The organism is Castellaniella sp., from assembly GCF_036379515.1.
GTDB lineage: Bacteria > Pseudomonadota > Gammaproteobacteria > Burkholderiales > Burkholderiaceae_B > Castellaniella.
Genome location: NZ_DASVGN010000025.1, coordinates 49,861 through 62,496 on the forward strand (window position 1 = coordinate 49,861; position 12,636 = coordinate 62,496).

Consider the following 12,636-nt stretch of genomic DNA (forward strand, 5'->3'; position numbering starts at 1 on the left):
CGCTTGCTGGATCACAGAATGTCGAACAAGGATTGGGCCATCTGGCCCACCAGCAGGTCGCGCCGGGCGTCGGCGGGTACGTGGCCCCCGGCATGCGACCATTCCGGATGGCTGCGGGCTTCGCGCAGGATGGCCTGTATCCCTGGTGGCAGGCGATTCTGGGCAATTGCGGGTTGGGCCGGATCTGGAGCCGCCGCGCTGGTTGCCTCCGGCAGGGCTGCGTCTTCGGGCGGCATCAGGTTGGCCTCGATGGGCCGCAGGGCGGCGTGGCCACGTGTTTCCAGTGCGCGGATGAGGGCGATCTGCCGCAGGCCCAGCAGGTGCAGGACGGCGTCGTCCACGGTGAGTTCAGTGTGGCCGGCCATGAGACTCATCAAGCGTTTCCCCCACTGATTGGCGCCTTGCCAGGCCCCTCCGATGGCGGCGCCCAGAATCGTCGCCGTCCCCAGGCTCAGGCCGCCAGTAAAGACATCCAGGGTGGCGCCGGCCATGGCTCCGGTCGCCAGTCCTTTGCTGAGCTGGACACCGAAGACGCGCAGCGTCTGGGGGCTGAACAGATCCATGCCCCAGCGTTCGCCCTCCAGCGGCAAGGGGTGGTGCGGGAAAGTGGCTTTGCTGAAACGATAGCGCTTGAGCAGTGCGTGCACGCAGTCCTGCTCGCGATCGCGCATGCGCGTGCGTAGCGACCGTGTCAGGGCGGCGATGTCGGAGGGGGCTTGCGAGCAGGGCAGGCGCAGCGAGGCAGCATCCATGAGCAGTTCGGCCACCAGGCGGGTGGCGTCGCGCAGTCGCTGCAACCGTTGTTGAACCAGGTCGGCACGCAGGGTCTGCAAGGTGGCGGCATGCTGATCGAGCATGAGGACGAGCCTGTCCAGCAGCTGGGCTTCGCCGTCGAGCGCGGGGGCCACCGTGTCGAAATCCACGCTGGTGTGCAGCCCCAGGCGAGCCAGCGCTTCGCGCCAGGTGTCGGGATGGGCTTGTGCGCTGAGCGTGAAGTTCAGGACAGGCAGGATGGGGCGCCCGCAGGCTGCGATCAGCTGGAGTTCGTCCTTGTGCTTGGGGAGCACCGGGTCGCGGGCATCGATGACGTACAGGGCCGCATGGGCATCACGGACCGCAGAGAGCACGCGGCATTCCTGTTCGAAGCGGCCCGCCGATTCGGGGCTGTCCAGAAGGCGCTGGATGCGCTCTGGGCCGTCGGGCCGCTCGCCGTCTGGAATGAGTTGTTCCAGGTAGTCCAGGGCGCCCATGGCGTCTTCCAGCCCCGGGGTGTCGCGCAGGATCAGGATGGGCTGCCCGTCCTGAGTGATCAGTTGAGTGCTTTCGACGTGGCGGGTGGTGCCGGGGCTATCGGCAACTTCACCGAAGTGTTCGTCGCGCAGCAGCGTGCGCATGAGCGAGGTCTTGCCGGTGTTGGTATGGCCGACGATGGCCAGGTCGATGGGGATCAGGGAATCAGTCATGCGAAGCGTTCTCGACCCGGCTGAGCCAGTCCGACAGGCTTTGGATCTGCTCAATGTTGAGGGACGCCAGCATGGAGGTCCATGCGGACACGCGGTGGGCCACTGAATTGGGGTTGGCGTCGTCGATTGCGGGAGTGCCCAGAGACAACACGGCGAGATCCGGACAGCGATGGCGCAGTTCGTGGAGCCAGGCGCGCGTGCCTCGGTCGGGGGTGAGTCGTGCATCGTAGGCGAGCAGCAGGTGAGCGGGCGGCCGCTCGAGGCGCTGCCGGATGCGCAGGCGGTCGTCGCGGCTGTCACAGCGGCCCCAGTCTTCGATGGTGGCGGGCAATGAGGGCGGCGGCCAGTCGAGGTTGGTGCCCAATTCGTAGGCGAGGATCGCCGTCTGGTTGCCAGACGGTGCTGGCTGGCCTGCAGCTTCGTGTGTGAGGCAGTCGCCAGGTGCAGGCCGGTCTATGCCCAGGTGATGGTGGGTGGGCAGCAGGCGTTCGCGCAACTCGAGCCAGCCCGGCAGGTGCGCATCCACCAGTGGCTGGCGCAGTCGTTGGCGTAGGTGCAAGACGCAGAAGAGCAGGGCGGCCGCGCGCGGAATCAGGCCCCAGGCCACGATGCAGCCGATGAGCCACCAGGACCAATCGGCCTGCACGCTGGCTGCCAAGGGCTGGGTCCCCACGCTGGCGGCGATTTCGATCGAACCAGGCGGCGGGAACCCCAGCTGTTGCGGCCAGGCGCTCAGCGCACGGGTCAGGTCGACGAAGGCTTGTGGCGAGAGCAGCGTGGTTTCCCAGTGAAAGGTGTAGCGGCGAGTGCTCAGCAGCATCACCAGCGTGGGAACCATGCCCAGGAAGGCGAGGGTCCAGGCGCCGTGACTGATGAGACCCAGTATGCTTCGCCACGCACGCATGCGGCTTGTCAGCGACACGAAGGCCTGTGCCGCGAGGGCGCTGTCAGGACTGTGGGCCAGGCGTTTGGTGAGCCATAGCCATAGGCGCGAGAGCGCCGTGGAGGCTGGAATCCCCGGAAGATGACTCATCAGCCAGATGAGGAAGGTCAGGGTGTGCAGACCCAGCAGCGCCAGTAGCGCTAGTGAGAGATTGACGGCGTTGTGGGGTTGGCCAAGCGCTGCGGCGGCAGCCCCCAGGCCTGCCAGGCTTGCGGCCAGCCAGAGCGCACACAAGGCCCAGCGGGCGCTGACCGCCCACTGCCTCAGACGCGTGTGCAGGCCACCTTGACGCGCGAGCCAGGCCGCGCGAGCAACGATGCGCGCTTCCAGCGTGGGCGCGCTCTGCAGTGCCATTTGGCAGGCGAGCCGGTCTTCCAGCGGGCCCCAGTGGGTCTCGCGCAGCCGCACGGCTTCGGCTTGCCAGCATTGAAACAGGCGGCCGTCCGCTGCTTCGTCTGGGGCAATCGGCGCGTGGATCGGGGTCGTGGCCCTTGCACGATCGGTCGAATCGGCAGGAGACGTGGGATTCCTCATGGGATCTGGAGCGTGGATTCAGTCGCCATGATACCGCCTGACGGGGTGCTTAACGCCTGCAAGGTTTGAGGACGGTGACGTCGCCATCCGTGGGCATGATGGCCCGTAGTGGTTCGCAGTGGCCCTGCACACACCAGTCGTAGTCGGCGGTGTAGGGCGAGCGCGTCAGCCGAAGAATGGCCAGAGGGGCGGTGTGGGGCTGGTATTCGTACCATCCGTTGGCATGGTGCACGGCATCGGGGGGAGGGTCCATGCCGGCGCCCGAGCCCAGAATCCGCGCGTGGCCTGCCACCAGCATGGGCTTGCCCGAAGCGTCCGGCCGGACGGTGTAGTCCTCTTCCCAGCGGATTTTTTCGATGGAGTGCATCCAGGCCAGCGTGAAGTGCCGCACCGGGACGAAACGCGCCGGTACGCTGGGGGCAGCCGCCAGCGTCAGACACACGCCCAGCGTGGCCAGCATCATTGGCATGGCCTGGCCAGCGGTGACATTTCGTGCAGGCGCATCATGCGGCTTCCTGGAGGGTTTGCGGCGGGCGCCGCCCCCGGGTGAGATGCCAGATCAGGAACAATGCCGTGGCGGCGAAGCCAAGCTCGTCGGTCATGGGAACAGCCGCGACCAGCAGCGCAGCTGCCGCCACGACCCAGACACGCTCGGCCCAGTTCATGCGCTGCTTCAGGTAACCCGTGATGCCGGCGCCCCAGAGCCCGATCGCCACCACGGCCTTGAACGTGACGTAGGCCACCGCGAGCAGGCTGCCGCCTTGCAGCATCAGCGCCGGCGAGTACACCGCCATGTAGGGCACCACGAAGCCGGCTGCCGCCACGCGCAGCGCCTGGATGCTGATCTTGAGGCCGTCTTCGCGCGCAATGGGCGCGGCCGCAAAGGCGGCGAGCGCCACTGGCGGAGTGAGGTCGGCCATGATGCCGAAATAGAATACGAACATGTGCGAAATGATGAGCGGCACTCCCAGTTTGAGCAGGATGGGGGCGGCCAGCGAGCTGGTGATGATGTAGTTGGGGATGGTGGGGATTCCCATGCCCAGCACCAGGCAGGTCACCATGGTGAGGAAGAGCGCGAAGAACAGGTTGTTCTCGCCGATGGCAATGACTTGCCCACCGAATTCTGCCGCCACACCCGTCAGGTTGATGATGCCGATGATGACTCCCACCAGGGCGCAGGCGATGGCCACTGACAAGGCATTGCGAGCGCCTTCGGCCAGCGCGTCGAGTGCGAGGCGCAGGGTGTGGCGGCCCTGGGTGCGGGCCACCAGCAGCACGCCCAGAACGGCCACGATGACGAAGAAGGCACTGACACCGAACTGCACGAAGCCGGCGCAGGCTACGCCCAGCAGCAACCAGAACAGATAGCGCAGCCAGTGGGCGCCCACCCCTTGGATGACGGCGGCGCCGAAAATCAGCACGACCGTCAGGCCCAGGCCCACGGTGCCGGAAAAGAGGGGGGTATAGCCCGAAAACAGGAGCAGTACCAGACCGATGAGCGGCAGCAGCAGGAACCAGCGCTCGCGCACGGCCTTCCAGGGGGCTGGGCAGTCTTCCTTGGCCAGGCCGTGCAGCCCGCGCTTGCCCGCTTCGAGGTGGACGGTCCAGAAGGCCGTGGCGAAGTACAGGATGGCGGGGATGACGGCAGCCTTGACGACCTCGATGTACGCGATGTTGAGCGTTTCGGCCATGATGAAAGCCACGGCGCCCATGACGGGAGGCATGATCTGGCCGCCCATGCTGGAGGTGGCTTCAACCCCGCCGGCGAAGGCCGGCGAATAGCCGAAGCGCTTCATGAGCGGAATGGTGAATTGGCCCGTGGTGACCACGTTGGCCACCCCCGAACCGTTGATGGTGCCCATGAGGCCGGAACTCACTACCGCCACTTTGGCCGGACCGCCTCGCGTGTGGCCCACCATGCCCATGGCGAAGTCGCTGAACAGCGTGATCATGCCGGCCTGTTCCAGAAAGGCACCGAACAGGATGAACAGGTAGATGTAGCTCGAAGACACGTAGGTGGGCGTGCCGTAGATACCTTCCACCCCGAAGCTGAGCGTGCTCACGATCTGGTCGAGCCCGAAGCCCCGGTGCACGAACGGCCCGGGCAGGTACTGGCCAAACAGGCCGTAGAGCAGGAAAATGCCGCAAATGATGGGCAAGGCCCAACCCATCATGCGTCGCGTGGCCTCGAAGACCAGCACGATGGTCAGGATACCCACGACCATGTCGGCCTCGGTCATCTGCCCGGCTCGGGCAGTGAGGTCGGCCTCGTAGACCCAGTGATACAGACCCAGCGCAAAGGCCAGGATGCCCAGCCCCCAGCCCAGCCACTTGCCCCAGGAGCCCGTGCGTCCGCCCGAATACAAAGTGAAGATCATCAGCATCACGAAGCCTACGTGGATGCCCCGGATCACCTGGCTGGAGAGCGGGCTGTAGGCAGCGGTCCAGATCTGGAAGCTGGAAAAAGCCACCGCAATCCAGAAGATGGCGCGTGGCAGGGGCTGGTCGAGCATGTCGTGAGGAGAACTCATGGGGTCATCCTGAGCGGCGAAACGGTAAAAAGGCGGTCCGGATCTGTCATCTGGACCGCCGGGGCGTGCGGCGTGTTTTCGGGGGGCTGAAGCCTATTTGATCAGGCCCACTTCTTTGTAGTAGCGCTCGGCCCCTGGATGCACCGGCACTGGCATGCCTTTGAGGGCGTTTTGCAGCTGGATGGTCTTGGCTGCGTTGTGTGCCGATTTGAGGGTGTCCAGATTTTCGTAAAACACCTTGGTCATCTGGTAGACCAGGTCGTCGGGAACCGTGCTGGCCGTGACCAGGAAGTTCGGTACGGCCGCCGTGGGGGTGTCGCCCGTCATGCCTTCGTACGTGCCTGCCGGAATGGTGGCCGGCTGATAGGCCGCATTGCCGATCTTCTGGACAATGTCAGTCGGGATGGGGACCACCACGATCTTTACCGAGGTGGCCAGGTCCCGGATGGAAGATACCCCGAGGCCGGAGGACTGCAGGGTGACGTCCAGCTGGCGGTTTTTCATGAGTTCGACGGATTCGCCAAACGGCAGGTACTCCACTTTTTTGAAATCGTCGTAGCTCAGGCCCGCCGCCTTGAAGACCGCGCGGGCATTGAGTTCGGTGCCCGAGCGCGCCGCGCCCACTGAAATGCGTTTACCCTTGAGGTCAGCCAACGTCTTGATGCCGGAATCGGCATTGGCCACGATCTGGATGTAGTTGTTGTACGTGGCCGTCATCCCGCGCAGCTTTTTCAGGGGCGCCTTGAAGCCGGCTTCGGTGTTGCCCGCGTAGGCGTCAGACACCGTATCTGCCAGGGCAAAAGCCAGCTCACCGCGCCCGGCCTGCAGCAGGTTCATGTTTTCGGCTGACGCCTTGGTGACCTGAGCCGTAGACTTGGCGTCGGGGATATGCTTGTTGTAGATCTGGGACAGGGCGACGCCCAACGGGTAGTACACGCCGCTTTGGCCGCCTGTGAGAATATTGACGAATTGCGTGGCAGCTTGGGTCGGTGCCGCAGCCACGGTGGCCGCGACCATGGCGCACGCCGCCAGCCATTTTGTGATGGTCATGATAAAAACTCCTCTTCACCTGTTGTTGTAGCCCCGCATGGTATCAGCCTTGTGTCAGCTTCAAACTCCGGAATCACCCTAAAGAATCAGCCGAGAAGAAATACTTACATTCATGAAACGACCCGTCATGCCGCGTGTGGATTGGCTGGAACCCGCCGTGATGCTGGCCACCGTGGTGCAGTGGCTCGTGCTCGCCACGATCACCGGGCTGGTGGTGGGGGTGGGCACCAGCGTGTTTTTACGTGCGCTGTTCTACCTGACAGACCGTACGGTGCATCTGCCCTTGTGGGCGTATTGGCTGACGCTGCCCGCCGCGGGGTTGATCAATGGGCTGCTCATGGGGCCGGGCTACCGCAGGTTGGGTACGCCGGAGCTGAAGGATTCGATCTTTGCTGCCGTCCATGAGCAGGGTGGGCACATGCCGTGGCGCACGCTCTGGATCAAGCCGGTGGCGGCGCTCATCACCTTGTCCAGTGGGGGCTCGGCGGGCAAGGAAGGGCCGTGCTCGCACATAGGCGCGTCGCTGGCGGCGGTAGTGGGCCAGGTGTTTCGGCTGAACGCCGATCTGCGCCAGCGCATCGTCGCTTGCGGGGTGAGTGCGGGCTTTGCCAGCGTGTTTGGCACCCCCATCGCGGGCGCAATCTACGGTGTGGAGATGCTCATCATTGGCCGCATCCGGCATGACTTTCTGTTCCCGGCGCTGATTGCAGGGGTGACCTCGTTTCAGGTCAGCCAGTTCATGGGCATCCCCTACGAGTATTTCTTCATGCATGGGGTGGCGGCGTTTTCGGAGTCGCTGTTCCTGCGCATCGTGCTGGTGGGGATGCTGTGCGGGCTGGTGGCGCGCATCTTCGTGGACATGATCTATGCCGTGCGCAACACCTGCCACCACTTGCAGACGCGGTTCAAGGTCTGGCCGCCGCTCATGCCGGTGGCGGGCGGCCTCTTGATTGCGGCGCTGGTGATGGTGATTCCCACCGACTACCTCGGGTTGAGTCTGCCCCTTATGGACCGTGCCTTGAGCGGCGAGACCATGCCCTATCTCGGGTTTTTCTGGAAGACTCTGCTGGTGGCGATCACGCTGGGATCAGGATTCTACGGCGGGATCGTGACGCCTCAGTTCGTGATCGGTGCAGTGGCGGGCAACGCCTTTGCCCATTTGTTCGGCATCGCCCCTACGTTGGGGGCCGCAGTGGGCCTGGTGTCGGTGGTGGCGGCGGCCTCGAATACGCCGCTGGCGGCGATTCTTATGGGAGTGGAGCTGTTTGGTGGCACCGTCGGAACTCTGTACGTGGCTGGTGCCGCGATCGCGTCTTACCTCATCATTGGGCACCGCAGCGTGTATCCGGGTCAACGCCTGGGCTATGCCAAGTCGTCCTGGATACGAGTTCAGGCCGAGATCCCGGTCGGCCAGGAAAAAACCCATTTGTCCTATAGCCTGTTGAAGCTGTGGGGCCGGATCAGGAGTCGAGGCTGGCGCGTCTGGTGGCAGGAGTGCAGGGCTTCCTGGAGAGATCGACATGACGCTTAGTCCGGAATTGGTGATTGCTGGCATTGGCGTGGTGGCCATGGTGGCGCAGTGGGTGGCCTGGCGCTTGCGCATGCCGGCCATTCTGTTCCTGTTGCTGGCGGGACTGGCCGTCGGTCCGATGGAACACTGGTTGGACCCGGATGGTCTGTTTGGTGAATTGCTGTTCCCGTTCATCTCGCTGTCCGTGGCGGTCATTCTGTTCGAAGGCAGCCTTACGCTGGAGTTCCACCAGATTCGTGAGCTCAAACAGGTGGTGCGGCGCCTGGTGACGGTGGGCACGCTCATCACCTGGGGAGTGACCACTGTTGCGGCACATTGGATCATGGAGTTTCCGCTGGATCTGGCATTTTTGTTTGGGGCCATCACGTGCGTGACGGGGCCCACCGTGATTGCGCCGTTGCTCAAGACAGTGCGCCCGGTAGCGCCCGTAGCGCACGCGCTGCGCTGGGAGAGCATTCTGATCGATCCGATCGGGGCCTTGTTGGCCGTGCTGGCGTTTCAGGTGATGATTGCCCTGCACTCCACGCACGATTGGAGCCATGCCGTGCTCGTGTTTGGTGTGACAGTGCTCATGGGATGTGCAGTCGGTGCCGCGGCCGGGTGGGTCACCAGCACGGCGCTGCGGCGTAATTGGCTGCCGGATTCTTTGTTGAACCTGTCGGTGCTGGCCATAGTCTTTGCGACTTTTGCCGGGTCCAATGCCATTCACAGCGAATCCGGCTTGCTGGCGGTGACGATTCTCGGGATCTGGCTGGCGAATTGCCCGGGTGTTCCGGTGGCGGACATCCTTGAATTCAAGGAAACGCTCAGTCAGCTCCTGCTCTCGGCGCTTTTCATTTTGCTGGCCGCTCGCATGGATCTGGGGCTGCTGTCTTCGCTGGGCTGGAAGGCGCTTGCCGTGCTGGTCATCATGATGGCGGTGGGGCGCCCGCTCAAAGTATTGTTCTCGACCTGGGGGTCGCCGCTCAAGTGGCGCGAGCGGGCACTGATCGCGTGGATCGCTCCGCGCGGGATCGTGGCGGCTGCAGTGTCGGCGCTGTTTGCCATCCGGCTGCAGAATTTTGGCGTGCCTCACGCCGAGCAGCTGCTGCCGCTCACTTTCGTGGTGATCATAGGGACGGTCATCTGGCAGAGCCTGACCGCGCGGCCCGTGGCCAAACTCTTGCGGGCGACAGAGCCCGACCCGGTGGGCTTTCTCATCGTAGGTGCCAACCCTGTAGCGCGTGCCGTGGGCCTGGCTTTGCAGGAACAGAACGTCCCGGTGCGTCTGTGCGACAGCGATTGGTACAGTCTGGCCAAGGCGCGGATGCAGGGCCTGCCCACGTACTATGGCAGCCCCGTTTCGGAGCATGCTCATCTCAATCTGGATACTGGGGGTCTGGGGCGGTTGCTGGCCTTGGGCGCCCGCGATCACCTGAATCAGCTCATCATGGTGCGAGGGCGCGATGAATACGGCAAACATCACGTCTTCAGCCTGCCGCGATCAGAGCTCGACGGGCCTTCCGAGAAACATGCGCTGGACCCTGAGTACCGTGGCCGCACGCTGTTTGCTCCAGGGCTTGGGTATTGGCGGCTTTCTACGCTGCTCATGGAGGGCGCGCAGATCAAGGCCACGCGCCTGTCCGAGGCTTTCAGCTTCGAGCAGTATTGTGGCAGAGGGGTTCCCCGCACGGTGTTCCCGCTTTTTGCGGTGAGCCCCAAGGGCTATGCCGTGCCGTTCACGCTGGATCAGGATTTGCAGCCCGAGGCCGCTTGGACGGTGATCGGGCTGCACGCAGTGGTGCCGGCGGCTGCGATGCCGGGCACGGCTGCGTGAGGCCATCCAGCTGCCAAAGCCGCAGCGCCATGTGGACGTCCACGTGCTCCCCGACTCGGCGCGGGGCGCGGTGGTGGTGCACCTGGTCAAGAAGTAATCATTTTGCCTGTGGCTTGTACGCCGTGACGTCGATCTCGAGCTTGGTGTCGGCCATCAGGCGCAAGTGATCAATCTGCTGTCGGACATTCGCCAGCGTCTGGGCTTGACCATGCTGTTCATCTCGCATGATCTGGATGTGGTGGAATACCTCTGCGATCGTGTGGTTGTGCTGTATCTGGGCCGGGTGGTTGAAATCGCGCCGACGCATGAGTTGTACGCTCATCCCAGGCACCCGTACACGCGCGCCTTGCTGGCTGCGGCGCCCATCCCGGACCCGGCACAACGGCGGGAGATCCCGCTTCTGGAAGGTGATCTGCCCAGCCCGGCAAATCCGCCATCGGGCTGCGTGTTTCGCACGCGCTGTCCGCTGGCGCGATGACTGAACCAAAGGAAATTTCATGAGCAATGCTTTCATTCTGGACTCTGGGCTGAAGGGCTTTCCGCCGGCGGCCGAGCCCTGCACGCCCGATACCATCGCTGCGCGGGGCTGGAACCTCTTCCGCGACGATTTGCCATTGCCGCTTGCCGTGCTGGATGCGGAAGCGCTGGAGCACAACATCCGCTGGATGCAGGCGTTTGCGGCCGATCGTGGGGTCGATATCGCCCCCCACGGGAAGACCACCATGTCGCCGCAAATTTTTCAGCGGCAGCTGGCGGCGGGCGCCTGGGGGCTGACGTTTGCCACCGTCTTCCAGGTGGGGGTGGGCGTGCGTGCGGGGGCGCGGCGCATCATCATTGCCAATCAGGTCGTCGCGGATGCTGATTTTGATGGCATTGCGACGCTTTTGGCGGCACATCCCGATCTGCGCATCTGGTTTTTGGTCGATTCTGACGCCCAGGTGGCGCTCATTGAAGACTGGGCGCAGCGCCGGGGTCGCACGCAGCCGCTCGATTGCCTGATGGAGATCGGGGTGCCGGGGCAGCGCACCGGCTGTCGCACGGTCGCTCAGGCCTTGACAGTGGCACGTCGCATCCACGGCAGCGCGGCGTTGCGCTTGGGCGGGATCGAATGCTACGAGGGTGGGCTGGCCCACTGCGATCGGGCCGGGGATCAGCAGGCCGTCACCGCATTCCTGAATGGGGTGCGCGATATTGCGCAGCAATGCGACGCGCTGAATCTGTTCGAGGATGAATCCGTGATCCTCAGCGCGGGGGGCTCGGCCGTGTTCGACGTAGTCGCACCGGCGCTGCGTCTGACACTCTCGCGGCCGGTGCACGGGGTCTTGCGTTCGGGGTGCTACATCACGCACGATCATGGGTTCTATGCCAGCATGTTGCACAACATCGAGGCTCGTGAGGGGCTGGACGCGAGTCTGCGGCCTGCGCTTTCGGTGTGGGCCATGGTGCAGTCCGTCCCCGAGCCCGGTTTGGCTTTGCTCACGTGTGGCAAGCGTGACATCTCGTTCGATTTGTCGTTGCCGCAACCTGTGCGCTATGCGCCGCGCGGTGCTACCAACGCCCAGCCCAGCCCTGAAGGCTGGAAGATCACGGCGCTCAATGACCAGCACGCTTATCTGCATTTTGACCCATCGTCGGTGGCCCCTGCTGTGGGGGATCGCGTGAATCTCGGGATTTCGCACCCGTGCACGACCTTCGACAAGTGGCACTGGATGCCGCAGGTCGATGGTGCGGGGACGGTCGTGGGTGCAGTGACGATTCACTTTTGACGGAGTCTGCCATGGACGCCTGGCCTGAAGAAAGTCTGCTGCTGCGTCTGCCATCTGCTGACCGTCATTGGCTCTGATGGCTTCTGCGCCGCGAGGATCGGGCTCGTACTACGAGGTGATCGCAGAGTGCGGTGTGACTCGGGCGTATTGAGGGTGCTCACTCCAGATACAATCCACATATAATATAAACTATATGTGGCTGAATTGGAGGACATCATGGCGCAGATCACGCTATATCTTGAAGAGTCGGTCCAGACTCTCGTCGAACACGCGGCCAAGGCTCAGGGCGTGTCGAAGAGCCGATGGGTGGCCGAATTGATCCGTCAGCATGCCGGTGATCAATGGCCCAAAAGCTGTCTCGACCTGGCAGGGCAGTTTCCGGATTTTCCGCTGTGCGAGCCTGCTGTGCCGCCTGTCGGGGATGTTCCTCGGGTGCCATGGTAGTCGCCATGCATGTGCTGGACAGCAACACCATCAGCTACTACTTTCGGGGTGAGCGACCTGTGGTGGAACAGATGCAGAAGCTGGCGCCATCAGTGCTGGCCGTGCCTGCGGTCGTGGAGTACGAGCTGCGCTACGGCCTATTGCGCTTGCCGCCCGAGGCCGCCGCACCTCGTCTGGTTGCGTTGGCAACTTTCCTGGCGCCCCTGACCATTCTTGCGTTCGACGGTGCCTGCGCGGCGCATGCCGCACGCATTCGCGCCACCCTGGAATCGAGTGGTACGCCCATAGGGCCTCACGACACCTTGATTGCAGCTACAGCGCTACAGCACCAGGCCGTGCTGGTCACGCGAAATGTCCGCGAGTTTTCCAGAGTGCCGGGGCTGCAGTGGGAAAACTGGTTCCAGGACGATCGAGGGTGATGCATGAAGTCAATCGATCGTAGCCAAGCCAGCCCGTGAGGTCGCCGCCGGATGAATGATTTGCGACGCCGATGATGGCAAGATAGCTGGCAGATGTTGCCTGACGGGTGCCACGCTGGGGCCTGCCAAAGGCGTTGGT

General features: G+C 63.8%; 10 protein-coding genes and 1 pseudogene. 6 read left to right on the forward strand and 5 right to left on the reverse strand.

Going from position 1 to position 12,636, the window contains the following annotated elements:
* Positions 1-11: 11 nt before the first annotated feature.
* From VF285_RS07875 to VF285_RS07895, 5 genes are all read right to left on the reverse strand, one after another.
* Positions 12-1,463 (reverse strand): DUF3482 domain-containing protein, encoded by a 1,452-nt coding sequence (locus VF285_RS07875; RefSeq protein WP_346952072.1) that lies wholly within the window; start codon positions 1,461-1,463, stop codon positions 12-14.
* Positions 1,456-2,940 carry a DUF2868 domain-containing protein gene (locus tag VF285_RS07880; RefSeq protein ID WP_346952073.1) on the reverse strand — a complete coding sequence of 495 codons (1,485 nt, stop codon included), beginning with the start codon at positions 2,938-2,940 and terminating at the stop codon, positions 1,456-1,458. The genes VF285_RS07875 and VF285_RS07880 overlap by 8 nt, the downstream gene beginning before the upstream one ends.
* Positions 2,941-2,989: 49 nt before the next feature.
* A complete protein-coding gene (locus VF285_RS07885; protein WP_346952074.1) occupies positions 2,990-3,409 on the reverse strand; it encodes a DUF1850 domain-containing protein in 420 nt (139 codons plus the stop codon).
* Positions 3,410-3,443: 34 nt separating this feature from the next.
* The gene (locus tag VF285_RS07890; protein WP_346952075.1) at positions 3,444-5,471 is read right to left on the reverse strand and encodes a TRAP transporter permease; all 2,028 of its coding nucleotides are present in this window, start codon (positions 5,469-5,471) and stop codon (positions 3,444-3,446) included.
* Positions 5,472-5,564: 93 nt separating this feature from the next.
* The gene (locus VF285_RS07895; protein WP_346952076.1) at positions 5,565-6,521 is read right to left on the reverse strand and encodes a TAXI family TRAP transporter solute-binding subunit; all 957 of its coding nucleotides are present in this window, start codon (positions 6,519-6,521) and stop codon (positions 5,565-5,567) included.
* A gap of 112 nt (positions 6,522-6,633) precedes the next feature.
* Between VF285_RS07895 and VF285_RS07900 the strand changes: the two genes are divergently transcribed.
* The 6 genes and pseudogenes from VF285_RS07900 to VF285_RS07925 all read left to right on the forward strand — a co-directional run bounded on the left by VF285_RS07900 (position 6,634) and on the right by VF285_RS07925 (position 12,497).
* Entirely contained in the window at positions 6,634-8,052 is a 1,419-nt protein-coding gene (locus tag VF285_RS07900) for a chloride channel protein (protein WP_346952077.1), read from the forward strand.
* Complete coding sequence (locus tag VF285_RS07905; protein WP_346952078.1) at positions 8,042-9,868, forward strand: sodium:proton antiporter; 1,827 nt, start codon at positions 8,042-8,044, stop codon at positions 9,866-9,868. Before VF285_RS07900 ends, VF285_RS07905 begins: the two co-directional genes overlap by 11 nt.
* Before the next feature lie 139 nt (positions 9,869-10,007).
* Positions 10,008-10,340: pseudogene (locus VF285_RS07910) on the forward strand (oligopeptide/dipeptide ABC transporter ATP-binding protein); the annotation flags it as partial.
* A 25-nt stretch (positions 10,341-10,365) separates the two neighbouring features.
* Positions 10,366-11,634 carry an amino acid deaminase gene (locus tag VF285_RS07915; protein ID WP_346952079.1) on the forward strand — a complete coding sequence of 423 codons (1,269 nt, stop codon included), beginning with the start codon at positions 10,366-10,368 and terminating at the stop codon, positions 11,632-11,634.
* 216 nt (positions 11,635-11,850) lie between these two features.
* Positions 11,851-12,078 (forward strand): CopG family transcriptional regulator, encoded by a 228-nt coding sequence (locus VF285_RS07920; protein ID WP_346952080.1) that lies wholly within the window; start codon positions 11,851-11,853, stop codon positions 12,076-12,078.
* Positions 12,072-12,497 (forward strand): type II toxin-antitoxin system VapC family toxin, encoded by a 426-nt coding sequence (locus VF285_RS07925; RefSeq protein ID WP_346952081.1) that lies wholly within the window; start codon positions 12,072-12,074, stop codon positions 12,495-12,497. The genes VF285_RS07920 and VF285_RS07925 overlap by 7 nt, the downstream gene beginning before the upstream one ends.
* The last annotated feature ends 139 nt before the right edge of the window (positions 12,498-12,636 follow it).